The sequence below is a fragment of the Sodalis sp. (in: enterobacteria) genome (genome assembly GCF_036327475.1).
Classification (GTDB): domain Bacteria; phylum Pseudomonadota; class Gammaproteobacteria; order Enterobacterales; family Enterobacteriaceae.
The window spans coordinates 634,581-659,224 of sequence record NZ_CP132913.1 but is presented as its reverse complement, the minus strand read 5'-3'; the positions used below and the strand labels follow the sequence as shown (position 1 = coordinate 659,224).

Below are 24,644 nucleotides of genomic sequence, written 5' to 3'. Positions count from 1 at the left end.
AGGACAGCGCTTGCTAAGCAGGCAATTGGAACGTGGTCATTGCGCGCACCGACAGGCTCGCCATCCGGTGCCGCACGCAAACATGCTCTAACCTTTGCCGTTCGCCGCCGCGATGGTGCCCTGATGGTGCCCTTTTAGGCGTGCGACGGTCGGTAATTTCCTGCGCGTGTCCCACTTAGTTGTTGCATAAAACTGAAGGGAGTGCGCCAGCCAGTTTGCGCTGGCAGTGCTGCGCTTTCATCCCGCTCGTTTCATTATCGCCGGTCATGCAGCCGCCTGCAGCAATAGCATGACTCTGACTCCTGCTTAAGACGACGTTGATAGCTTGATAAACGACATGATCCCGAGCAGATGACTCTGCAAGGTTAACCCACTCGAGCATGCATCGGAGCACTTGAACGCTGTCGGAAATGCTTCGTGCTGTGCCAGAGAACTTTTCTGTTTTATCAATAAACCTCTGTTTCAGTGCAGCGCCAACAGCGAGATGGTCATTGAACGTCGCGACGCACAGGCCGCGCGCTAGGATGCACCGATGTGGCAGGACCGGGCCGCGGTACGGCATTTCAGCAGCAACTGGCGGAATTAGCGCTGCCGGGCGTCCAGCCGCAATATTCACCACCTGGGCGCAGTGGCTCACGGATCCGTGCATTCGGATCCGCGCATTATACAGTCTAGTGCGAGATAAAATCTTGTCTGATGCTCTGCTGGGCTACCTGCGATTCACCAACGACGTCGACGCCAACGGAAAAATGGCCTTACGGCATGCACCCTATACTCTGGCGCTGCCGCCTCGCGCGTTGATTGATCGCTGATCGCTGGCAAAATGCTTTGAACGACGGCAGGCTGGGATGCCTTTAACATCCGCAATATGCTAAAATGCGTCCAGCGTTGAAAACCATTCTCGCTAACCACTGACAGCAGTTGACCGGCAGCGCTATGCCTGCGCCCCAGATAATCCAACGGTGGTCGCCACGGTAGATGCGCGGGACAAGATGTATTCGCCCGATCTGATGACGGCGGTGAAATGTTTCTAAAATTGACGGGGTTGGGCACTGATAGTGTGATCGGCCGCCAGACGCGAACTGGCTTAACATTTCCTCAGCAGATCAGAAGACGCTGCTGGCGTTGAATATTCAGCGTTTGCGTCTGCTAATTTGCATATGGGTGAAACCTTTAAAACGGAATTTTCAATGGTAAGGCTATAATTAAAGAGAGCTTAGCCGATTAAATCAGATTCGCAGCTTTTGATTATCTTTATCGTCTGCAAACGGTGCTGCAGACCAGCAAGACGGTGGAACTTGTTTCCGGTTAAGAACGGTATAGACCAGTAATTCGGTGCGGGAAAGAGCGAGGGCGTGGAGAAGCACAGTTATCATACGCTGGACAAAGCCATAGATTTCCATATTGAAGACACGTCTGCTCAGCATGATCCATAAACCGGCACTTAAGCTGCGTATAGGCGGCGTGGAATGCTATCCGCGCAGTAATTTCTTCCATATCGATACCGAGCGGCTCCGCATCTGGTAACACGCCGTAATTCCTGTCAACACCAGCGCCGTTTTGCCATATAATCGGGTGCAAAAGTCAGACAGGATACAGTATGAAATATTACATCATGCCGGTAACGGCATTCAGTCAGAATTGTTCTTTGATTTGGTGCGAACAGACCGGTGAAGCGGCGCTGGTAGATCCTGGTGGCGAAGCGCGGCGGTTGCGTCAAGAAGTCGCGGCGCTGGGCGTAACGGTAAAAGAAATATGGCTGACACACGGTCATTTAGACCATGTCGGTGCCGCCAGCGAGCTCGCGGCGTTCTATCGCGTGCCCCTCGTCGGTCCTCATCGTGATGATGAATCGCTGCTGATGAATTTGCCGGAGCAGTGCCAAATGTTTGGCGTGGAAAGCATTGCACCCTTGGCGCCCCATCGCTGGCTGGCTGATGGCGCTACGGTGAGCGTCGGGACATTGTCGTTTAGCGTACTGCATTGCCCCGGTCATTCACCGGGGCACGTGGTGTTTTGGAATAAAGTGGCGAAGTTCATTTTGATGGGGGATGTGCTGTTTAATGGCGGCATCGGTCGTACCGACCTACCGGGTGGCGATAGTGCGACGCTGATGCGTTCGATCCATCATCAGCTCATGTTGTTGGCAGATGACATTGCCTTTCTGCCTGGCCATGGCCCCATGTCGACGCTGGGGCACGAGCGTCGCACAAATCCTTTTCTGCAGTAGCCGTCGGTTAGTGCTTCATAGCGGTTGTTGCCGTTACGCCAACCGCTATAACAGTGTCACCGTTTCACCAACCAATGACGCATCGCCGGCGGTCGCTTCAGACAGCTCAACCGGCGATTGGCGTTATTCCGACCACGTCGATGCGGCCCGAATTCCAAATGTCAAACGCAGCTTTAGTACCTCTTCCTGGGCGGGCCGCTAAAGGAGAACATGCCGTTTGCCGGTTGACAAAACCACTGAAGTTCTGCCGAACACCTTTGTCAAGAAGGGCGTTGACGAACAGTTGGCGCATGCGCTTGCGCAGACCGCTCAACTCCTGCTCTCACATGGCATGTAGCACGTCGTCGACCAAAATGGTAAACATTGGTGTAAAGTTGAGCGTATGGTACCGGTGCCGCTGGGGAGTGCGATGGTGATGATGTCGCTTATTAGCGCCGAACAGAAGGAGTGGCGTGCCTACGACGAAGGCGGCGATGCCGTCAATACCAAGGTATTTTGCTGGTCTTATTTTCTAGAAATAGCGACTCTGCTTTTTACACTGGCCAGCACCTGTGTATTACCTGATCTTTGTAAACGTACCAAGATTGGTTTTATTCGGGCGATCATCGGCGCGCAAGATATCCAGCAGGCCGAGAATGGGGTGCGCCAGTGCGCCCGGGATTGATTCAGAGGTGTGTCCAAACGTCAGCGAAAAGACCTCTTTGCCAACCCGCTTACCACATATTTTTAATGGTACAAAAAAGAAGGTAGAGTATAAACCCTACCTTCGCTATTCTGATTTTAGCTGTAGAGAGACGAAAGAAAATCAGAACTGGTAGATCAGACCCAGAGCAACGGCGTCTCCGCTGCCGATGCCCAGCTGGTTGTCGTCATCAATCTGGTTGATGATATAGTCAACATAGGTGGACATGTTTTTGTTGAAGTAGTAAGTTGCGCCTACTTTAAAGTATTTGATCAGGTCAACATCGCCAATGCCTTCGATATCTTTACCTTTCGACTGCACGTAAGCGACCGACGGACGCAGACCGAAGTCAAACTGATATTGAGCAACCAATTCAATCAGCTGGGTTTTGTTGGCAAAACCGGTCGCGTCAGCGCCATCAATCTGCAGATTGGCGTTGGAGATGTAAGTCACGTTACGGGTTTCACCGCACATAGCGGCCAGGTAAACGTTGTTGGCATCATATTTCAGACCGGCCGCCCACCGCCGAGCTTTTTCGCTGCCGTTAGCATAATAAGCGCTTTGCTGAGCATCGGTACGGTCAGAAGAAGCATAAGCACCGACGATAGCCACACCGATGGGGGAGGTGTAGCTGGTAGATGCGCCCCAGCCGTCGCCGTTGGCGCGACGGATTTCATCACGATCGTTCTTGCCTTGGTACTGTACAGCGAAATCCCAGCGATCAATCAGCCCGAAGAGGTTAGTGTTGCGGTAAGTTACAACACCGGTGGTACGACCCACCATGAAGCTGTCGCTGTAGCCGGAGTCATCGCCAAATTCTGGCAGAATGCCGGTCCAGCCGATAGCGTCATACACAACACTGTAGTTACGGCCATAGTCGAATGAACCGGCATCGCCAAATTTCAGACCGGCGAACGCCAGACCGGTTTTGTTCTGAGGGTCGACACTGCTTTCGGAATTATTACCCTGGAAGTTGTATTCCCACTGGCCGAAACCGGTCAGTTTGTCGGTAATCCGAGTTTCACCTTGGAAGCCGAGACGGGCGTAAGCCTGGTCGCCGCCGTAGCTGTTGTCGCTGTGGGAGAAGTAGTACAGGCCGACAGCTTTACCGTAGATGTCTAATTTATTACCATCTTTGTTATACACTTCAGCCGCGTTAGCGGCATCGGCAATCAATAAGGCCGGAATTACCACTGTAAGAAGATTTCGCTTCATCATTATTACTACCCTCATTAGTGTTATTCGGACACCTTCCACTGCCACTATAATAATTTCTTACGAAACATCATTGAGAGCTTGGTGTCTTCCTGTGTCTGCACGCAGTGTTCCATTCACGGAGTCGTTAATCCACCTCGAAAATGATACAAATGTCGTAATAATGTTTCATAAGTAAAGAATATATGTATAAATATAATTTTTAGAGGACTTTGTGAGATATTTCTAATTTTAAAAAAGAAAAGGCCAGAAATGCTGGCCTTGGTGACGTATAGATATATTTTCTTATATTAAATGCCGAAATTTAGAAATTGGCATTGCGTGGACTTCGCGGGAAGGGTATTACATCACGAATATTTTTCATTCCTGTAACATAAACTATTAATCTCTCGAAACCTAACCCAAAACCTGCATGCGGAACGGTCCCATAGCGGCGCAAATCACGATACCACCAGTAATCCTCTTTATTGAGGCCCATTTCTTCCAAACGCGCATCCAGCCTGTCCAAACGCTCTTCGCGCTGGGATCCGCCAATGATTTCGCCGATGCCCGGGGCTAGCACATCCATAGAGGCAACAGTTTTGCCATCATCATTTATACGCATATAAAACGCTTTGATATCCTTTGGATAATTCCTCACCACCACAGGCGCTTTGAAATGTTTTTCCGCCAAATAGCGTTCATGTTCTGAAGATAAGTCAATTCCCCAGGAAACTGGCCTTTCAAATGTCTGGCTACAGTTTTGCAAAATGGTGACCGCCTCGGTGTAGTCCACCTGTGCGAAATCTGCACTAATAAAGTGTTTCAGACGGTTTATTGCTTCCTTGTCGACTCGCTCGGTGAAGAATTGCATATCATCGGCGCGCTCGGTCAATACCGCCTGAAAGACATACTTGAGCATTGCTTCCGCAAGATCAGCGGCATCCCCCAGGGTGGCGAAGGCTACTTCTGGTTCAACCATCCAGAATTCGGCGAGATGGCGGCTGGTATTGGAATTTTCAGCCCGGAACGTAGGACCGAATGTGTAGACTTTTGACAGGGCACAGGCGTAACTTTCACCGTTTAACTGGCCGGAAACAGTTAAAAAAGCCTCTTTGCCAAAGAAGTCTTCATCGTAATTGATTTTACCATCGGCAGTGCGCGGTATATTTTCCAGATCAAGGGTGGAAACGCGGAACATTGCGCCGGCGCCTTCTGTATCGGAGGCGGTAATCAACGGCGTCGACACCCAAAAAAAAACTGCTCGTTCATAAAACGGTGAATGGCCTGCGCCAGGGTGTGGCGGACTCGCGCTACCGCGCCAATCAGGTTGGTCCGCGGGCGAAGATGGGCCACTTCGCGCAGATACTCCACGCTATGGCGCTTGGCGGCCATGGGATAAGTATCCGGATCGTCGACCCAGCCGAGCACTTCAACGGCCTGGACCTGTATTTCGTAACACTGACCGCCCCCTAAGGATTCCACTACCCGGCCGGTAACTGATACCGAGCAGCCGGTGGTCAGGCGTAAAATGTCATTCTGATAATTTGACAGAGTATTATTAATGACGGCCTGTAAAGGATCGAAGCAGGAACCGTCATAGACGGCAAGAAAGGAGATTCCGGTTTTGGAATCTCGGCGAGTACGCACCCAACCCTGTACAGTGACTTCACTATCAGCCGGCATGCGCCCTTGCAGTACATCGACTACAGACACTACGCTCATAAAATACTCTCTTATTCAGTTAAAATAGGAAAAGCTGTAAGTCCGTTAACGGACCATAGTATGTTACTTGGCGGCGGCAAGACCACAAGAGGAAATCGTATATTTCTGGTGATGATGTGGTTTAGGGCGGGCAATGTGGGTGGAAAGAGGCGATAAACGCGCCGCCGTGCCGTCTCCGCCGACGCGCTCATATCAATCGGACGTGAGCGGAAAATGCCTGACGCGGCTTAAAAGATTCAACTGGCCTTTTTAACCACTAGCGGCACGTCGAACGCTTGACGCAGGGCGCGAACAAAGGCTTTATCGTGACAGATCGTTTTCCCGGGGCTGTCCGAAAGCTTCGCGACCGGTTTACCGTTGCACTCCACCAGTTTGATAACAATATTCAGTGGCTTTACGGCGGGGATATCGCAGCTCAGCCGGGTACCGATGCCAAAAACGAGATTGATGCGCTGCCAGAAATAGCGGTATAGCATCAGCGCTTTGTCAAAATCTAGGCTATCGGAAAACACCAGCGTTTTGCCGAGCGGATCGATACCCAGCCGTTCATAATGCGCAATGGCCTTCTCGCCCCATTCTACCGGGTCGCCAGAGTCGTGCCGCAGACCCTGATAGGTATGGGCAAACGCCGGCCCGAAGTCCCGTAAAAAGGCATCCATGGTGATACAGTCGGTGAGCGCAATCCCCAGCTGATCGTGGTATTCATCTAGCCAGGCCTGGAGAGCGGCACGCTGGCTGTTGGCCAGATCGGGGCTTATCTGTTGATGTGCCTGAAACCATTCATGCGCCTGGGTGCCAACCGGCGGCAGGTCGCATGCTCGCGCCAGTTGGTAATTGCTGGTGCCGATAAGGTAGGGAAACGTTCGCTTTAGTTCGGCAACCACATTAAACTGGACCTGGCGCGAGAAGCGCCGGCGAGTGCCGAAGTCCACTAGCCTAAAGCGGGATAGGTCGACATCTGCGCTGATCTGACGAAAATGGCGCAACTTCTGCTGCAATTGCGCCACCGCAGCAGCTGGAGCAATGTGCGGCGAGCGGTGGCGGTGCACCACCTCACTTATTATCGCCAGCAGTGGCACTTCCCATAAAATGACGTCGCGCCAGGGGCCGGTAATGCGAATATCGAGTTTGCCGTGATGATTGCGTACGTGCACCTGGCTCGGGTCAAAGCGGAATTGGCGCAGCCAGTTGAGATAGTCGCTTTGAAAAAACGGCAATTCGCGCAGGTAGGCAAACTCCTCCTGGTTCAATTTTAGACTATGCATCATCTCAATCTGGGTATTGATGTTGGCGGCGTATTCCCCAAGCAGATCGTCCTCGCGGCAGCGGAACTCCGCGCTCACCGTCACATTGTAATAGCGATGAAAAACGGCTTGTTGCATATGGAATTTATAGGCATCAGTGTCGAGTATCGACGTTAAAATCGGAACGGTAGCAACATTCATGGTGCGTTCAAACATCCTTTTACGACATCTCATCTCAGTCGGATAAGGGGTAACGGCCATGAAAGCCGTGTTATCCTACAAGTGTAGTCACATCAGAGCACAATTGGCGTGATAACGTCGGGACCCAACGTGCTATTCTGCGGGTTAGTCGTCCGGTTATTTGGCTAGTTTGACCGCAAACCCGTACTGTTTTTTCCGCGAACGCTGCATTTTAACGCGCTTGTCGAGCTTTACAATGGCAACCTGCCGCTAACAGAAATAGACTTGATGGCAAAAATCAACACTGATACCTAAAGGTTAACTATGATGCAACAGCCGCAAACCAAGTACCGCCATGATTATCGTGCGCCGGATTATACGATTACTCATATCCACCTGGATTTTGATCTCGAGGCCGAAGATACCACCGTTACGGCAACCAGCACTGTCGTGCGTCAGGGCTTGGCCGGCGCGCCCTTGCTGCTCAACGGCGAAAATTTACGCCTACTGAGTTTGCGAGTGGGCGATCAGGAGTGGACGCATTATCGCCTGAGCGCCACAGGATTGCTCATTGAGCAGTTGCCCGCTGCCTTTACTTTGACCATCAAAACACTGATCCATCCCGCCAAGAATACCGCTCTGGTAGGGCTTTACCTTTCCGGCGCCACGCTCTGTACCCAATGTGAGGCGGAAGGTTTCCGCCATATTACCTTTTATCTGGACCGTCCGGATGTTCTGGCCAGGTTCACCACGCGCATTTTGGCGAACAAGCAACGTTATCCGTTCCTGCTCTCCAACGGCAACCGTATTGATTACGGGGATAACGGTGATGGCCGGCATTGGGTCACCTGGGAAGATCCTTTTCCAAAACCGTGTTACCTCTTTGCGCTCGTGGCGGGGGATTTTGATGTATTGCGCGACAGCTTTACCACCCGCTCCGGCAGGGAGGTCGCGCTGGAGCTGTTTGTCGATAGCGGCAACCTGGATCGCGCCGACTGGGCGATGGCGTCATTAAAGCGCGCCATGCGCTGGGACGAAACCCGCTTCGGTCTTGAATACGACCTGGATATCTATATGGTAGTGGCGGTCGATTTCTTCAATATGGGCGCCATGGAGAACAAAGGGCTGAACGTCTTCAACGCCAAATATGTTCTGGCTAGGGCGCAAACTGCCACAGATGCGGATTATCTTAATATCGAACGGGTCATCGGCCATGAATATTTCCACAATTGGACCGGCAATCGCATTACCTGCCGCGACTGGTTTCAGCTGAGTCTGAAGGAGGGCCTAACCGTATTCCGCGACCAGGAGTTCAGTTCGGATATCGGTTCGCGCTCTGTCAATCGCATTAATAATGTACGCGTGATGCGCAGCGCACAGTTCGCTGAAGATGACAGCCCGATGGCGCACCCCATTCGCCCCGATAAAGTAATTGAAATAAATAACTTTTACACTATGACGGTGTATGAGAAGGGCGCCGAAGTAATCCGTATGCTGCATACCTTACTAGGAGAGAAAAAATTCCAGGCCGGGATACGCCGTTACATTTCCCGCCACGACGGCAGCGCCGCCACCTGCGAAGATTTCGTCGTCGCGATGGAGGAGGCCGGCGATATCGATTTGACACTGTTCCGCCGCTGGTACAGCCAGTCGGGTACACCTCTGGTGACGGTGCGCGACGATTATAATACTGAGCTGGAGCAATACACTCTGTACGTTACGCAGATGACGCCGCCGACGCCGGACCAGCAGGAAAAACAGTCGCTGCACATTCCGCTGGATATCGAACTGTACGATAACCACGGACAGGTCATCCCGCTGCAGCACGCCGGTGCGCCGGTAAATTCAGTGCTGAACGTGACCGAAAGCGTCCAGACGTTTATTTTCGATCATGTCCCGTCGCTGCCCATCCCATCTCTGCTGCGTGAATTCTCCGCGCCGGTGAAGCTGGATTATCCCTATAGCGATCAGCAACTGATTGCCTTGATGCGTTTCGCCACCAGCGATTTCTCACGCTGGGACGCTGCGCAAAGTCTGCTGTCTATCCATATCCGTTTGAACGTGGCTCGCTATCAGGATGGGCAGCCGCTGACGCTGCCGCTGCGTGTGGCTGATGCGTTCCGCGGTATTTTACTTGATCTCGAGCTAAATCCGGCGGTGGCGGCGCAAATACTGACGTTGCCGAGTGAGAATGAAATGGCTGACTTGTTTGATAGCGTAGATCCGTTGGCGATTCACAGCGTGCATGACGCGCTGACCGGCTGTCTGGCGAACGAGCTCAGTGGTGAGCTGTTAGCGGTTTACCGCGCCAGCTCCTATGGCGAGTATCGGGCGAGGCATCGTGATATCGGCCTGCGCGCGCTGCGTAACCGCTGTCTGCACTATCTGGCGTTCGGCGATCGTGATCGTGCGGTTCGTCTTACCACCGAGCAATACTATCAGGCCGACAACATGACAGACATGCTGGCCGCAATGGCGGCGGCGGTGGCGGCGCAGTTACCCTGCCAGGCCACGCTGCTGTCGGAATTCGACCAGCGCTGGCACCACGACGGTTTGGTCATGGACAAATGGTTTAACCTGCAAGCGACCAGTCCGGCTGAGGACGTGCTGGATCATATCAAATCACTGCTTACTCATCGCGCCTTTAGCCTGAATAATCCCAATCGAGTTCGAGCGCTTATCGGTGCGTTCTCAGCCAATAATCCGGCGGCGTTTCATGCGGCGGACGGTAGCGGTTACGCTTTTTTAGTCGAAATTCTGACCGAATTGAATACCCGCAATCCTCAGGTTGCTTCGCGGATGGTTGATCCCTTGATTCGACTCAAGCGCTATGATGCGCCGCGTCAGCGCCTCATGCGGACGGCGCTGGAACACCTCAAGACGCTGGAGAATCTCTCGGTGGATCTATTTGAGAAAATAACCAAGACGCTGGGCAACGCTTAAGCTGCGGTGGTCATTGGTGCTCTACGGTAGGCACCGCACGGTTTCCGCCAGCGATAGATAATCGAAGTTGGCCGGTGGGAGCGCAGTTATGACAGCCCGCCTCGGCGCAGCGTGGTCTGCAGAGAAGTCTGGCGAAACGGGCTATCGCCGCGCGCTGATGCGCCGTTGTTCGCAAGGCAACTGCAGGAGTGCCCTTTTTACTGCCATCATTAATTCCCTTTACCGCGCCGATGATTAATATACCGCCCGATTGCAACCGGGAATTAGGAGACCTTATATTATATCCGCTTATCAAGCAGATATTGTTTCAGCTCGACTCGGAACGGGCCCATGCATTGCCTTTTGGCAGCTTAAGCGCATTAGCGGCACTCTGCTGGAATGGCTAGTGCGCTAATCGGTACCAACCAAAAACCATCAATGGCGTGGGTATCGCTTTTAAAATCTCTTGGGCTGGCCGTAGGATTGGATAAGGACGCTGATCGCATCGACGCGCTTGGCGCCATGGGTTTGGCTTTATTGAAATGGGTACGGTCACGTCTCGCGTGCAGTAAGAAAAACCGCGTTTGTTCTGCCTGGTGAAGGCCATAATCTGGTGGAGAACGTCAAAAAAAATCCCATTTCGGCGTGCTTGGCATCAGTAAAAAAAATAAAGATACGCCGGTGGAGCAGGGCAAGGATGATTATCTGATCTGCATAGAGAAGGTCTATCCTTATGCTGCGGCGAATATTTCATCTCCTAATACGCACGGGCCGCGTACCCTGAAATTTGACGGGGCGCTGATGTATCTGTTGTCGGCGATAAAAATAAGTAAGCGGCGCTACAAGCCTACCATCATAAATATGTGCCGGTGGTGGTGAAAATAGTCGCAACATGAGCAAAGCGGAATTGATCTAAGCTTCAGATGGTTGGGTGTGCCACAACAACATCGACGGCGTCATCGCGACAAATATCACTACGGGCCGAGAGCTGTTGTGAGGCCTGTACCATAGTGCCCAAACCGGTTGTTTGAGCGGCTGTCCTCTGCAGCTGTGCAGTACGGAAGTAATCCAACAATTGTCCGCTGATGAGTTACAATGTAAATTGCCGATTATCTGGTGTTGGCGGTATCAATTCGCTTATCGCGTCCAGGGAAAATAGCGATCGGCGCTTCGCTGATTCAGATCTATTCTGGCTTTATTGTCCATGGTCCACGTTATTGCCTATGGTCCGCGTTTAATAAAGGATAGATATTGTCAGCGATCTTTAGCCAATCTTGACAAAATAATGGGGCTGGAGGCATATTTCTAGCTTATCTTTTATTCGTTTACTGCTATAAAATCAATTAAATTTCCAGCTCTATATGTGATGCTTGCCGGATAGCGACCAGGCCGTGAATTGGCAGCGTGATAAAAGGTAAATGAATGAAGTTCAGCCCTGGCGAGCCCTGGCGATAATTGGCATTGATTTTTCGATACTGAATACGACTGTATAATACTTGATCTGTCGGAAGGCTGGGTATCCGTTCGCGCTTTTGCGCAAAAATATTAACCCCTGATACGTTCGAGCGTACGCGTTTTGCGTTGATGACGTCGCGCTTTATATCAATTTGAGGATAAAGCCGGGTGTTGTAGGATTTACAGTTTTCGACGGTGGTATAAGATCCGTTCAGGCTGGCGAAAGCGTCAGTTATTCCAGGCCGCTGGTGCGATGGCTACTCCAGATGGACATCGCCGCGTGGTATAATTGTAAGACAGGATCCACACACCGCTGCTGTCGCGCTGCCGGTCAGTGGCGCAACGTCATCCGACAATAGTTTCACCTTGCATGTGTCGCAAATACTGGCCAAACAGGAGTAGGGAATGCGTATCCCTTGCCTGCAACCACAATTGCTCCAGTAATGATATCCCGTTGGTTGCCGATAAATTAGATGCGCCGGCGACCAGTGGTGGGCTTAGAAATCGACGTTCCCGTCGTCGACACTGCGATAGGTCTTGTAAGGCGCGCAGCGGTTCACCATAAGATGTTTATAGCCCTGCCCCATATTGACCGTGATCAGAGAAGTGACCGCATGGCTTTACTACAAACTCGACCTCACCAATACGCAGATGGTGCCGGCTACCTTCCGCATATGAAAATCCAGAAGGACGCTTCGCTTATCAGAAGATAAGGATAACCGTTAGCGAACGACAGCAGGACGGTCGGGAAGTGTTTCACGCCCGCCTAGCAGATGGTAACTGGCTGTTCAAGGATGGTAACTGGCTGTTCAAGATAGCCGGAAAGTCAGGTGTTGATAGTCTCTGGCGCCAGATAAGCGGTAAAACGATTTTCACCAGACCTCAACCGGCTGCGCCGCCACGGAAAAATCGGTAAACCACACGTGTCGGCTTTGCCTGTCGAGGCGGTGAGCATAATCATCGGATGCACACATAAACGTGATAAAATACTCATCCTGCCTCCGTGCTGTTTGTGATGACGGTTAACTTTATGACAATGGGGCAGGATCGACTATAATGCGCAACGATTTTCTTTTTTAATTAATAAGATAAGAGACCGGATGAATTCTCTTCTTTCCAAGGTTTGGAAAGCGAGCTGGAAACCCTGTGGCCATCTCGTGTAAAGTGCGCTGGGCGGCGTGTACTTCCGGCCGATAGCCGGCTGCCTTGTCGCATGCTGTTGTGGAGTCGTCTGGCGTCGCGGCACCAACGCGGCAATCTGCAACGATCAGTATGGTACACTGAAGGTTAAAGACGCCATCGTCGGCAGTTTACCCGCCACGGCGCGCGTTGACCAAGTGTCGACCGCCAGCAGCCCAATATCCTCATTCAAGCCTATCTGCACCATGACCGGATGTGAAGTCGCTTGATCTGAGCTGCAGTAGCTTATACGCGTGGCTATAGTAGCTTATACGCGTGGCTATCGCGATGCGCAGGATCAGGCGCCTTTAAAGAAGGATCTTGCTGCTGCCATCGCGTTGCGCTCCGGTTGGCAAGCTGGTATACCACTGCTGAATCCGATGTGCGGCTCCGGTAGGCTGCTGTTAAAGCAGCGATGATCGTGGCCGATTGCTCCTACGGGCTTACGTGTTTGTTTTGTGGATTTTCCGGGCACTGTGGCAAGAGACGTTGCGCGAAGCGCACGAGCGGGGCTGGCGGGCACAAAACGCGCGCCGCGCCGGCGTGTCTGCACTGATAACCCTCCAGGAAGGCGAAGTAGCACAGTGTGTTAATCCCATGACAGAAGGGCCGCGCGAGACGGTTGTGAGCAACCCCTTACGGTGACGCCCAGAAAGTGAACCGGCGCTTATCGCCATGCGCAACTAGCTCGGATAGGCCATGAAAAGCCGATTCTGCAGTTGGCGTCTTCGTTGCTCAGCGCCTCGCCGGAGCTGTTGTACGCGCTGATGCTACGCGCTGATGCTGCGCATAATGCGGTTTTAAAGCAAAAACGGCCCGTAGAGGCCTGTGAGTAGAAGAACTGTATATTGACGGAAAACCGCCAGTGGAAATGGGTCGAGCTGGAAACGTTGGATTGCTGCCGGCCGTATGATGCCGTTCTACCGGATTACAATGTCGCCATCGATCGCTACAGTAGCTGGGTGGTGATTCAGGAATATGTAGCGCCGAAAACGTGAAACACGGGTGTGCGCGGCAGCGACTGTATGATGTGATTAATCTGACGGCGCTAGCGATACCGGCCAGTCGTTGGTGGTTAAAGTGTGCGAGCGAAAGGCAAATATCAATATGAAAATTGGCGCAGAAAAGCGAATCCCGGCGGAGGAGTACAGCGCCAAATTGTGAGCCAATTTGACTGACTACTTGAATATCTGGCTGTTCCTCGATCACCATATCGCGAGCAGAATTCCGGGGATATGAGCCGCAGCAAAGGCTTCCTCAATTGTTCACCTACATCGACAGCGCTAGCGTCCATGCCGCTATTGGCGGCGCGCGCACCTTATTTGGAGTGGGCGGAAAATCTGAGCAGCAACGACATAGTTGGTCGCCAGCACCGGCTGATACGGGCGGGATTGTCTAGCGTGGCTATCGATGGCGCGGGAGACGTTCGTGTGATATTCATCGACTTGCCCACCTTCTCTAATTCCAATCGTACTCGCGGACTTTGCCTGCAACCGCTAAATTCATCACTGCTAGCTGATAAGCCATGCTGACAAGGATCTCTAATCCTGTCATTAACTAGTTTTTCGCCTGCTTGTCGTTCAGCAATGCGCCGCTGCTGGATAACACCGAACTATATACTGAGCGCAGCGAGTGCATCTGCTTTGGGCGGGGCGCAACGGCGTCGGCAAATCCACCTTGATGAAGATCTTGAGCCGCGAAGTGCACCTCGGCGATGCTCAACTCATTTTAAGCAGGATGTCATAATCGCCTGGTTGGGCAAAATCGGCTACAGGACGTTACAGGCAGTGTTTTCGATTTCGAGGTGCAGGTGCAGGCGCAGATACTGAAAACCTATTACGGGATTTCTCAGCGGGTAAAACAGGAGCCGAGCAAAAAAATCTGGCGGAAATGGACAGGCTTGTGCTGGTGTGTGAACTACAGGTTCTGAACCCATTGACTAGCCGGAAGCCTTCCTGAAGATCTTTCTCGGCAGCATTATCTTCATCTCTCATAACCGCTCGTTTATCTGCGCGATGGTGACCCGCATCGTCGATTTTGACCGAAGCCAGCCAGTCGCCTGGCCGGGTAATTATGCAAATACCCGGAAGGCAAAGAGGAAGAACGGCGGGTACGCGCGTTGAAGACGCTGCAATTCAGGTAGAAAAGGTGGCGCGATCGGGCAAATCGCCTTTAAACTGGAAGACGTCAGCTATAGCTTGAAAGGGAAACCGCTGATTAGCCACTTCAGCGCGCAGGTGCAACATGGGGAAAAATTGCTTTTATCGGACCCAATGGCCGCATAAATCACACTGCTGAAGCTGATGCAGGGCCAACTTGGCGCTGATAGCGGTCGCATGTGCTGCGGTACCAAGCTTGAAGTTGCCTGTTGCGACCCGTGTCACACGGTGCTTGATTCGGAACGTGTTGTACAGGACTTTCTGTTTTACAATGACTAAAACGCTTTCAAGCGGCGAGCGTAATTGGTTGGCGACTGTTTCTTAATCACAGCAACTTGCTGATTCTTGACGAACCCACCCACGATCTCGATGTCGAAACCCTGGAATTGCTGGAAAGCTTCTCGACAGCTATCGAGGCACCGTACTACTGGTTTGCCACGATAGCCAGCTTGCGACTAATTCGGTGACCGAATGGTGGATTGTGAATGGGAAGGGCGCTAGAGTGTTCCGTGGGCGGATATTTTGACACGCAGCGCCAGCGTGGCAATCAGCGCGCGCTAATGGCGCAGCCGGCGCCTGCGTGTGGGGCTATTCCATCTTCTTCCAAATACGGCGGGGAAACTCAGTTATAGCAACGGGAGATGGAAATCTTCCCGGGCAGATTGAGCGCTTAAAGCAGGAAATAAGCCGATTGCAGGCGCAAGTGGCGGCGCCAGACTTTTCAGTCAACTCACACGAGATAATACAGTCGTTGCTGGCGACGATTGCGCAGGTGTAGGACATGATTGAGCAGGTATTCAGACGAAAACGTTGGAAGCGCAAAAGAGCGGCATGGAGGAGTAGGCTCTGGCAGGAGGTCTATGCCGCATAGGAGGTAGGCGTGTGCGGGATTATCCCCGGATCAGTATCACGCCGTTGGTCACGCTGCTGCCGCTGACGCTCGGTCAGGAGGGGATCTGCACGCGGTGCCTAACACCTTGCAGAGCTATTGGTACGATCCAAAACGCCAGCCGGTGGGGCTCGTTATCAGCTCGCTGGCGATGTAGCGGCCGGCCAACCCCTCCCCTTGTCAATATGGAAGTCTCCGGCATAAAACAGCAAATAACACTGCCGCAAATTCCGCTAGTGATGGTTGGCGATCATTTTTCTTACTGTGCGCGCAGGCTATCCCCGCGCTTTGCGTGATTTTGATCATCTCATTGTAGTTAAATGTACCGCTGCCGTTTCTCCTGTCGGGATTAGGGCCCCTCTTAATCCGGCGACTATATTCAACTGTCAACTGGGCCAAGAAGAATGATTTCTCATTATTTCTGTCCATTGACGGCCGGCCTTTTGCTGGCCATCGCCATGCTCAATAGCTAGCGCATGGATAGTGAAATATAATGAAGGGAAAATGAAGGGAATTGGTGGATGCAATTGGTGGATGCGTTCCGCTACGTCAGCGGAGGGCTTGAACAGACTCAGGAAACCGTAAGCGTGCGCGTCAACAACGCCACCAATGATCTGGTGCGTCAGCGTCTGCTAAACGTTTTATCAGCGAGCTGGCGAAATGGAACGCCATTTACCGCCTGACGCCACTCGGTATTGGCATTAGCGATTATTACATTCAAGATCCAGTGAAGAAACATCGCAGAAATTCAAATTGTTGGATACGCCACCGCTGGCTTCTCACGATGCGCGCGGAATCCAAAATCCAGCTTGACAGCGACGTTCTAGCCAGTTGAGCGTCGGCGATCCTGCACTGTTTCGCAGCTTCTGCGTCGATACGGTGGAAACCAGCCACTTTGTCCGCTTAAGCGGATGATGAATTATCAGCTCTTTATCGACGCGCCTTATGATAATCTGATAATCACCAACGTCCGGTTCTGGAGGGATAGCGTCGTGGCGCTCAATTTGTCAGCCTCCGGCATACGCGTGGAAATGGGTTCACTGATCACTCTGCTTGCCGGAGAGCAGAAGCGTTAGAACGAGGTTCCAGATTCCCTTTAACCCAACATCTGGATTACGTCCTGCTCTTTGACGATTCGATTCGCGGCCTGCACCGAGGCGCCGGTAGAATTCAGCGGCATTCACCTGTGGACCGTAGTGGAGGGCCGTTCGCTACCGTTAGCGCCAATCAGGAGATGAACAGCGACCATCGCGTTTCGGTGCCGGTATCTATTCGCATTGAGCCGAATCGCTTTATCAGCAAGAAAAACTTTGATATCAATAAGCGCCTGACCAAGGCCAAATGGAATGGCTTCCGCGCGGCGCTCAAGAGCGCTAAGTTGCTGACTGGCGCGCTGTATGTTGATTTGATTTATATCCACAGGCTAAAAGCCTGGCTAGGGTCCTCGACCGTTAATGGTACCCGGCGCTGCCGACCATCAGCGCTGGTCTAGCACAGATACAACAAAACTAACTGCGAACTGAACCGCAAAGCGCTCAAACCGTGGTGCCCAGCCTGCAATAAAATGGTAGCGTCAGTAGCTTTGGGTTGCGTGGGTATCGGTGGCAGATTTCTGGCCAGCAACGGACTGGTCTGTCAAACTAGTGACGTGCAGTACATCACGGCCCGCAGCAATCTGTGGGCCAGTTTAGCTGGAACAACAGTTACAGCAATCGCTTGTGGCAAATTTAAGCACCGCGCTACCCGTGGGACGCTGGTGTTCATGCAACCCATCGGTAATAATGGTGATAACGACCAATTGGCGGTCACCATTACCGGTTTCCACGTCCGTTACGATGGGCGCGCAGTCGTACAGGGGATGTGGGCCCACGACGGACGCGTCATCCGCCAGCCGTTTAATTTGACGCTGCCTCAGAAAAGGATGGCTACGATACGCTGGTGCGTACCCTGGTTCAGAGCTGGGAAACGGTCGGCCAACAAGTGGGGCGAAGAATTTATAGAAATAAACTGATAATTATTATAATTAGTTACATAGATTACCGTCTGTCACGACCGGCGTTCGCAATGGTTGCCTACACAAGAGGTAATTCAGCAGCTTATGATGGCGTGGTGGTTTGATCTTCGCCGCTTTCTCGTTAAAGATTGAGTGTAACCTCGCCGCTATCGGTTACCGTTTTAGCCAGCCAAGATCCAAGATGATGAGGGATAAGGCTATGAAAAGACAGAAATGAGATCCCCTTGAACGTTCTCATTCACACGGCTATCGAGGGGTCTGTCAGGGCGTATCCGTGAACTTTATATCTATATCAATCACTTGACGCACGTTCTCACTGCTTGGGAAGCTGGTGCAAAGCTATAGAAGACAGGTCGGTGATTTGATTTGTCGTTCAAGCACAATCTACGCCTGGCGCGGAGGTTTTTACGGACGTCGCCGGCGCGCGCCGGCAGAAAGCGTCATCATGCCGGCCATGAGCATCAGAAAGCCGCGGTATCTTTGAACAGGCCAACTTTTAAATCGCTTGCAGTATAAATCACGGTACCGTCGCACAGCACTTCGCCGTCAGCCATGCCCATTACTAGCTTCCGGTTAATCACGCGGCGGAAATGAATGCGATAAGTCACTTTTTTCGCGCTCGGCAAAATTTGCCCAGTGAATTTCACTTCGCCGACGCCAAGCGCGCGGCCTTTTCCTTCGCCGCCCAGCCAGCCCAGATAGAAACCCACCAATTGCCACATGGCATCAAGACCCAAACAGCCGGGCATCACTGGATCGCCGATAAAATGGCAGCCGAAGAACCAGATATCCGGGCGAATATCTAGTTCCGCTTCCACGAAACCTTTATTGTAATTACCGCCGTCTTCGGTCATTTTGACTACCCGGTCCATCATCAACATATTCGGTGCCGGCAATTGCGGGCCCTCTTTGCCGAACAGTTCGCCCCGGCTGGACGCCAGCAGATCTTCTTTGGTATAGGATTCGCGTTTATCTACCATATTTCTCTAAACCTTAATTATTGAGTTCCGCACATTACCCGACATGCAGGTTGCTGACAATTCCCTTAGCTCTGGTTAAACCAGTTTAGCCAGCGGAAGCCCCAGGGCAAACGTTGCCGTTCGTGCAGATTAATATTGGCGATACGCTTGCGTATCGACGCAAGAAGACTTGGACCCTTGTCGTTGTTAAACGGCATCGCAGTCAAGATTTCCAACGCTTCATCGATGGTATCCACCGCCCAAAGGGAAAATAGCCCCTCGCGCACTGCGTCGATGACATCGTCATTGAGACAAAGGTGGCGCACATTGGCGGTAGGAAGAATCACCCCTTGCGCACCAGTCAGTTCGCGCGATCGGCACAGGGCAAAGAAACCTTCTATTTTCTCATTGACGCCGCCGATAGGCTGTACGCGGCCGAATTGATCCACTGAGCCGGTAACGGCAATTTGCTGGTTGATGGGTCTATCCGCCAGGGCGCTAATGAGCGCCACCCCCTCCGCCAGCGAGGCGCTATCCCCGTCGACCTCACCATAGGACTGCTCGAAGACTAGCGAGGCGGAGAAGGGCAATTGCTGGTCGAGTTTTAGCGCCGATATCAAAAACGCCTGCATAATCATCATGCCCTTAGCGTGAAGATTGCCGCCCAGTTCCACCTTACGTTCCACGTCATTAATTTCGCCATCGCCAAAATGAACCACGCAGCTAATGCGCAACGGCTCGCCGAACGGTAGCGGATGACCCGGAAAATCTAGCACCGAGAGGGCATTGACTTGACCGACTACCTGTCCCTCGGTTTCCACCATAATCTGGCCTTCGGCGATCTCGTCTTGCATACGCTCGCTGAGATAACTTTCGCGCCAGACACGCGTGCGCTCACTGTCAGTAAACGCTGCGGCAGTTAGCACCTGCTGCGAGCCGCATAGCGCCGCCTCTTTTAACCGGCGGATAAGCCATTGCGGACATAAAGGTAGTTGGTATTGATCGCCGCTGTAGCGAACTGACTGCCGCACCAGCGCCGGCCAGGCATCGGCACTCAGCGGCGGTAATTTCTGGCGCTGTGCGAGCGTGTTTACCCAGGAGCACCACTGGCTCATCTCCTCCGCGCTGGCAATGCGCAATTCGGACTCAAATTCGCCATATAGCGCTAAACGGGTAAGATCGGGATCCAAATCGTTAAGGTCGGCCAATCCTTCGCGGTCGCCGATCATAATAAGCCGCAAATTCAGCGGCATCGATGGTACGGACACCGGCAATGGTCGGCGGTCGTCCACCGGCAGCCAATCAAACCGCTGCTGCAAAATCATCTGCTTGAGCCGCAGCCAGAGCAAAGGTTGGCTCACCAGCGCGCGTACACCGACAATAAGGACACCGCCGTTGGCGTGGTGCACCAGACCAGGCTGTAGATCGATTACATCCCGATAGCAGCGTAGTGCGCCAAACAGCGGCTCATACTCTACCCAGGACTGCCAGACGCAGGCGTCACGCGCGGCGAAGTTATCATCTACCTTGGTCGCCGGCTGTTCACTTACGCCCATACCGGTCACGGCATAGTGGCTGCCGATGGGATGTCCAGACCCAGGCAGGATCTGTTTCACAGTCTCGGCAATTAGCTGAAAATATTCCTCCTCCTCCTGCGCTGTTAGCAGCATAAAACGGCTGGGCGAGCGTGAATGGCAAAATTGCGTCAGGCCGTCCGTGAGACGAGCCTGAAGCGTTGCCAAAGGGGCGGATAGAAGCGAGAAGGATTGGTCAAATACTGCCGCGAAACCGGCCAGATCGGGTAGTAAATATTTCCATTCTAATTTTTTATTAGTCAAAATGATAAATAACGTTGCTGTTCATGGAAACGCGATTATACAAGAAGAGACGTTGCTTCGTCTCGGCCTGTTTTGTTCTCTGACACAGCATTACCTAAATACCCGGATGCAGGCATAAAACGATCGGTACGGACAAATATTAGTGAATTAACAACCAATAATGCTATTATCAAGTGCGGGTGACACGGTCACAGGCACACCCAATAGAAATACCACCAGCAGCTTGAAAGCCTGGAAACCAGTTAGAAGTGGAAATACCTGATTTAAAAATACCGTGAAGGGGCGCATGTCTTACGAAGAGAACAACGCGGCGGCGGAATCTGTTCGGGGGTTTGTCAGTTATCAGCACACGCCGGAAAAATCCTGCAATGGATTCGCGAGTCAATGCACCCCGGACTGTAAAACCGTATGAAACAAACCTTCAGGCGCGGCGTAAGCAGCGCTTTAGCAGCACTAGCAGCACTTTAATGCCAAACACAACATACGCGCAAGAAATCCATCGATTTGGAATACCTGGTTTGGAAACACCCCCCGTTAAGAGGTCATTATTACCCCCAAAAGCGGAATGTAAGGAAAAGTCGACAAAACTCTATCGTCGTTGCGCAGCGACCTGAAGGCTATCCTCGGCAAAAAAAAATCAACTGATGACCGCAACGCAAAGGGCGATGCCCTCCGCCTGTCACTAGTCTTAAAGGACAACACCCCCTGTTTGCTAGCCCTGCGTTTACGAGAAAAGGGCGATGGCAATTCACTGCCGCGCCATCATCGGCGCTTTGTGGCCACATTAGGATCATACGGCCCTATTCACGGAAGAGGCAACTATCACGGTGAGATAGCGCCATGGACTGGCAACGTAGTCCAGCATCATTAATTGGAATGCGCAATGAATCTAGCTTAGCCGCGATAATACGGAATAGGGTGACAGATAACCCCGCTCATGCTCCCTTCACGCCGTCGTAGCTAGTACCACAACGTTATTAATATTGACCTTCCATGTTGTAATTGCGTCCGGAATCATATTTGAATTTCAGCGATCCAGGCGGGCGATATTTACAAATACACACTCATATTCCCTCACTATTGCTGGTTTCCTCAAAAGGAAAAAGACTTTCAAATAAGAGTTGGGCAGTTAAGGGCGTGGCGGTATCGTCATAATGCAGTGAAAGCGCCGTCCTCCAACGGCTCTTCTTGTCTTTCTCCTGCCATGTAGCCGGCCATTGTGCGAGCCAGAGTAAAAATAACTGTCGACATGGCGATATTTTGGCAATGGAATCTTTGCTAGCTTAACGATAAATTTATAGCTATCGAGTAGGTTGCTAGATGAGGACAATGACAGCTAACACTAGGCAATCCAATGAGTTTTGCTGTTTTTATGTCGTTTGATAGTTATTAGAAGTGATGTCGTTTGATAGTTATCAGAAGTGAATCAATATTATCGCCTACAACATAAAGAGGATGCATATCCTTTGATTCGTAATTTCGACATTGATGATAAAAATTTTTCGATGCATAAGGATTAAGAGGGCAAGGGCAGTAATAGAAAATGTAGCGATCTGAATATATATGCTGGATATGTGTTGTGGTAAATTCTTCACCTGAATACTGATTTTGCCGGATGCGTATTGGGAACGACACTCATCTGTGATGGGCTCAGATGAGCATCTATTTTTACTAGATGGATATGGCATAAAGCATTATCGACATATGTTAATGCCGCTAACTTATTTTTTTCGATAAAAATAATAATTCATTCGTATAGCACACCTTTTGATCCTCTTGACCACTTATTTGTGCCTGTAAGCAGATTATGCTCAGGAAAGAGAGAGTTTAAACCGCGAAACGATTCTGTTGCAGAATATGAACTAAAACGCTTAACTATAATTTTATGACATTTATGTTTCTGTATGTAGGGTCACAGATAACCCATTTTTGGCAAGTATAGTCTTTTGAATAGCTGGGTGTTACGAAACCCAGAATACGATAGGTTAAGTCGACTTGACCAAACCGGATCATCTAAATTCACATCAACGTCTATTCGCTTAGTGGAGCATAAGCCACAGTGATGCTGATAATCTGCTATGCCAGAAGTCGATACTCTTTCGTCCAGAGTGCTTGCACTTAATCCTGGTGGCGCCTTAGTGAGGGCTCCTCACTTTACAGCCATAATTAAGCCGGCGCAGACCTCAGTGAGAAAGTATTGGACCTAATATCCTCCAAAACCGTTCAGCCAACCTTTGTCTTCGTGACCATGAACCGCCTTTCAGCGCCGAGGGATCGTCGCCTTCCGATAGAACACCGAGAGGCCAATCTAATTTACCCAAGAGCCACGCTGATGCTTTAAAGGAGCATGTGTCATAAATATCCAGCAAACCATGACATTGTCTGTTTTGTATCAGGCTATCTACCGGATGCTATAGCACAAACCCGCTGCGGGGATCATCCATATTATGGGCTTGAACAGGGACCATTAAGGGGGGGCGACCCACCATCAAGAGTTTAGCTATTAATTAGCCCGGTTGATTGCTAACGATTGCAAAATAATAAACCCCGCCTCGGCGGGGTTTATTACGATATGTTAACTTAAGCCTGCGGCTGAGTTACCTCGTTTTTAACGCCTTTCACTTTGATCTCCACGTGACGATCCGGGGCCAGGCAACTGATGACTGCGGCACGGCCTTTCACGCTATTACAGGTGTTGCCAGTAACAGGATTGGATTTACCCATACCGCGGGTGGAAATCTTGTTGAAAGGAATACCTTTGGAAACCAGGTAGTTTGCGACGTTCTGTGCGCGCGCCTGAGACAGTTTTTGGTTGTAGGCGTCTGAACCGATACGGTCTGTGTAGCCCAGAACGATAACGGATCCGTCTTTCTGATCCATAGAGCTCAACTGGGAGTACAGCTGATCCAGTACTTGCTGACCTTCTGGTTTCAGCGCGGCTCTGTCAAAGTTGAATAGCACATCAGACTTCAGGGTGAAGTACTTGGTTTGAACCACCGGAGCCGGAGCTGGGGCAGCCACTTCATCCTGGCCAAAGCGGTAGGACACACCAACGCTTAGCATGGAGTCATCAGAACGAGTACCGATGGCACCGGTATCACCGATGTTGTTAACCCACTGGTAGTCCAGACGGGTAGCCCAGTTTTTGGTCCAAGCATATTCCAGACCCACAGCGGCCAGCGGGGAAACACCGGTGTCATGGTCGTTTACGCGGCCTGAATTGCTATTGTCGTAAGCACCTTTGGAATCAGCACGCCATACCATACCGCCCAGACGGGTGTAAATATCTAGGTCTTCACTCAGCGGGTAGCTCAGCTTGGCGGCCATGGAAATACCCTGTGCTTTAAACGAGTCGTTGTTCACGTTGCCTTTGTGCGCCATATGGCCCAGCCAGTCGTAGACCAGCTCGAACCCAAGGTACTGGTTCGCCTGATAGCCAACGAAAGTACCCGCGCCTAACTGGCCATCACGGGTTGGACTGTTGCCGATGCGATTGTCGAAACCGTAACCGGTATCGTGGTACTGGGACCAGCCCAGTTTGCCGCCAGTGTACCAGGTGTCGTCTTTCGGAGCGGCGTGCGCTACGGTTACGAAACCTGCCAGTGCCACTGCCAGTGCGATAGCTGTCTTTTTCATTGTTTCCGCCTCGTTATCATCCAAATATAGGTAATGAGCTTTTATAAAGCTAATTTTAGAAATCCATTGCTGACGTTCGTGTTCAGACTCTGTACATCGCCATTAAAATAGCGTCATAGAGCAACCCCGGCGAACCCGGCGAACCCGGCGAACCCGGCGAACCCGGCGAATTAAAGTCTACAACGAAGTAGGAAACTTACAAGTAAGATGTAGTAAGTCGCTAATAAAAACAGCGTTTCAGAGCAACGATAAAAGGGAAAGAGGCAAAACGCTGCGATCATTTTACTTAATGATACAAAGTTGAGTAAATTTTTAATCCTGAAAACCGTCCATAATGA

19 protein-coding genes and 5 pseudogenes are annotated in these 24,644 nt (G+C 51.5%); 16 read left to right on the top strand and 8 right to left on the bottom strand.

Translation table 11 applies throughout. The features are described from left to right. Positions 1-175: 175 nt before the first annotated feature. Positions 176-619, bottom strand: coding sequence for a hypothetical protein (locus tag GPOALKHO_RS03610; RefSeq protein ID WP_406703038.1), 444 nt, complete (start codon positions 617-619; stop codon positions 176-178). A 70-nt stretch (positions 620-689) separates the two neighbouring features. Between GPOALKHO_RS03610 and GPOALKHO_RS03605 the strand changes: the two genes are divergently transcribed. The 5 genes and pseudogenes from GPOALKHO_RS03605 (at position 690) to GPOALKHO_RS03585 (ending at position 2,894) form a co-directional block, all read left to right on the top strand. Then, complete coding sequence (locus GPOALKHO_RS03605; RefSeq protein WP_406703036.1) at positions 690-812, top strand: hypothetical protein; 123 nt, start codon at positions 690-692, stop codon at positions 810-812. Positions 813-1,036: 224 nt separating this feature from the next. Beyond that, positions 1,037-1,152: pseudogene (locus GPOALKHO_RS03600) on the top strand (hypothetical protein); the annotation flags it as partial. Beyond that, positions 1,152-1,527 (top strand): annotated as a pseudogene (locus tag GPOALKHO_RS03595) (YcbK family protein); the annotation flags it as partial. The pseudogenes GPOALKHO_RS03600 and GPOALKHO_RS03595, both read left to right, overlap by 1 nt. 73 nt (positions 1,528-1,600) lie before the next feature. After that, on the top strand, positions 1,601-2,230 hold the full coding sequence (locus tag GPOALKHO_RS03590) for an MBL fold metallo-hydrolase (RefSeq protein ID WP_406703034.1): 630 nt from the start codon (positions 1,601-1,603) through the stop codon (positions 2,228-2,230). A gap of 409 nt (positions 2,231-2,639) precedes the next feature. Further along, positions 2,640-2,894 (top strand): hypothetical protein, encoded by a 255-nt coding sequence (locus tag GPOALKHO_RS03585; protein WP_406703033.1) that lies wholly within the window; start codon positions 2,640-2,642, stop codon positions 2,892-2,894. Positions 2,895-3,035: 141 nt separating this feature from the next. On the opposite strand, the gene ompF is transcribed toward GPOALKHO_RS03585, so the two are convergent. The 3 genes and pseudogenes from ompF to pncB all read right to left on the bottom strand — a co-directional run bounded on the left by ompF (position 3,036) and on the right by pncB (position 7,291). Further along, positions 3,036-4,130, bottom strand: a complete 1,095-nt coding sequence (gene ompF, locus GPOALKHO_RS03580) for a porin OmpF (protein WP_406703032.1) — start codon at positions 4,128-4,130, stop codon at positions 3,036-3,038. Positions 4,131-4,431: 301 nt separating this feature from the next. Then, positions 4,432-5,831, bottom strand: a pseudogene (asnS, locus tag GPOALKHO_RS03575) (asparagine--tRNA ligase). 236 nt (positions 5,832-6,067) lie between these two features. After that, the gene (pncB, locus tag GPOALKHO_RS03570; protein WP_406703031.1) at positions 6,068-7,291 is read right to left on the bottom strand and encodes a nicotinate phosphoribosyltransferase; all 1,224 of its coding nucleotides are present in this window, start codon (positions 7,289-7,291) and stop codon (positions 6,068-6,070) included. 288 nt (positions 7,292-7,579) lie between these two features. Between pncB and pepN the strand changes: the two genes are divergently transcribed. Together pepN and pyrD are read left to right on the top strand one after the other, a co-directional pair. Continuing rightward, positions 7,580-10,198 (top strand): aminopeptidase N, encoded by a 2,619-nt coding sequence (gene pepN, locus GPOALKHO_RS03565; RefSeq protein WP_406703029.1) that lies wholly within the window; start codon positions 7,580-7,582, stop codon positions 10,196-10,198. Positions 10,199-10,473: 275 nt separating this feature from the next. Further along, positions 10,474-11,425: pseudogene (gene pyrD, locus GPOALKHO_RS03560) on the top strand (dihydroorotate dehydrogenase (quinone)). 464 nt (positions 11,426-11,889) lie between these two features. On the opposite strand, the gene GPOALKHO_RS03555 reads toward pyrD, so the two are convergent. After that, positions 11,890-12,039, bottom strand: coding sequence for a 2Fe-2S iron-sulfur cluster-binding protein (locus GPOALKHO_RS03555; RefSeq protein ID WP_406703367.1), 150 nt, complete (start codon positions 12,037-12,039; stop codon positions 11,890-11,892). 1,026 nt (positions 12,040-13,065) lie between these two features. Here GPOALKHO_RS03555 and GPOALKHO_RS03550 point away from each other — a divergent pair. The 8 genes from GPOALKHO_RS03550 to GPOALKHO_RS03515 all read left to right on the top strand — a co-directional run bounded on the left by GPOALKHO_RS03550 (position 13,066) and on the right by GPOALKHO_RS03515 (position 17,870). Beyond that, positions 13,066-13,230 carry a hypothetical protein gene (locus GPOALKHO_RS03550; RefSeq protein ID WP_406703027.1) on the top strand — a complete coding sequence of 55 codons (165 nt, stop codon included), beginning with the start codon at positions 13,066-13,068 and terminating at the stop codon, positions 13,228-13,230. Positions 13,231-13,267: 37 nt separating this feature from the next. Next, entirely contained in the window at positions 13,268-13,456 is a 189-nt protein-coding gene (locus tag GPOALKHO_RS03545) for a hypothetical protein (protein ID WP_406703025.1), read from the top strand. A gap of 203 nt (positions 13,457-13,659) precedes the next feature. Next, positions 13,660-13,809 carry a hypothetical protein gene (locus tag GPOALKHO_RS03540; RefSeq protein ID WP_406703024.1) on the top strand — a complete coding sequence of 50 codons (150 nt, stop codon included), beginning with the start codon at positions 13,660-13,662 and terminating at the stop codon, positions 13,807-13,809. A gap of 1,496 nt (positions 13,810-15,305) precedes the next feature. Next, on the top strand, positions 15,306-15,437 hold the full coding sequence (locus GPOALKHO_RS03535) for a hypothetical protein (protein ID WP_406703023.1): 132 nt from the start codon (positions 15,306-15,308) through the stop codon (positions 15,435-15,437). A gap of 943 nt (positions 15,438-16,380) precedes the next feature. Further along, positions 16,381-16,542, top strand: a complete 162-nt coding sequence (locus GPOALKHO_RS03530) for a hypothetical protein (RefSeq protein ID WP_406703021.1) — start codon at positions 16,381-16,383, stop codon at positions 16,540-16,542. A 228-nt stretch (positions 16,543-16,770) separates the two neighbouring features. Then, positions 16,771-16,935, top strand: coding sequence for a hypothetical protein (locus GPOALKHO_RS03525; RefSeq protein ID WP_406703019.1), 165 nt, complete (start codon positions 16,771-16,773; stop codon positions 16,933-16,935). Between the two features lie 110 nt (positions 16,936-17,045). After that, positions 17,046-17,351: a hypothetical protein gene (locus GPOALKHO_RS03520; protein ID WP_406703016.1), complete on the top strand. Its 306-nt coding sequence runs from the start codon at positions 17,046-17,048 to the stop codon at positions 17,349-17,351. A 72-nt stretch (positions 17,352-17,423) separates the two neighbouring features. Then, positions 17,424-17,870, top strand: a complete 447-nt coding sequence (locus tag GPOALKHO_RS03515) for a membrane integrity-associated transporter subunit PqiC (protein WP_406703014.1) — start codon at positions 17,424-17,426, stop codon at positions 17,868-17,870. A gap of 464 nt (positions 17,871-18,334) precedes the next feature. Here the strand turns inward: GPOALKHO_RS03515 and fabA are convergent, their stop codons facing one another. Beyond that, on the bottom strand, positions 18,335-18,853 hold the full coding sequence (fabA, locus tag GPOALKHO_RS03510) for a bifunctional 3-hydroxydecanoyl-ACP dehydratase/trans-2-decenoyl-ACP isomerase (protein WP_406703013.1): 519 nt from the start codon (positions 18,851-18,853) through the stop codon (positions 18,335-18,337). 65 nt (positions 18,854-18,918) lie between these two features. Then, positions 18,919-20,670 (bottom strand): AAA family ATPase, encoded by a 1,752-nt coding sequence (locus tag GPOALKHO_RS03505; protein WP_406703012.1) that lies wholly within the window; start codon positions 20,668-20,670, stop codon positions 18,919-18,921. Between the two features lie 480 nt (positions 20,671-21,150). Here GPOALKHO_RS03505 and GPOALKHO_RS03500 point away from each other — a divergent pair. Next, a pseudogene (locus GPOALKHO_RS03500) lies at positions 21,151-21,315 on the top strand (hypothetical protein); the annotation flags it as partial. Positions 21,316-23,250: 1,935 nt separating this feature from the next. Here the strand turns inward: GPOALKHO_RS03500 and ompA are convergent. Beyond that, positions 23,251-24,306 carry a porin OmpA gene (gene ompA, locus GPOALKHO_RS03495; RefSeq protein ID WP_406703010.1) on the bottom strand — a complete coding sequence of 352 codons (1,056 nt, stop codon included), beginning with the start codon at positions 24,304-24,306 and terminating at the stop codon, positions 23,251-23,253. Between the last annotated feature and the right edge of the window lie 338 nt (positions 24,307-24,644).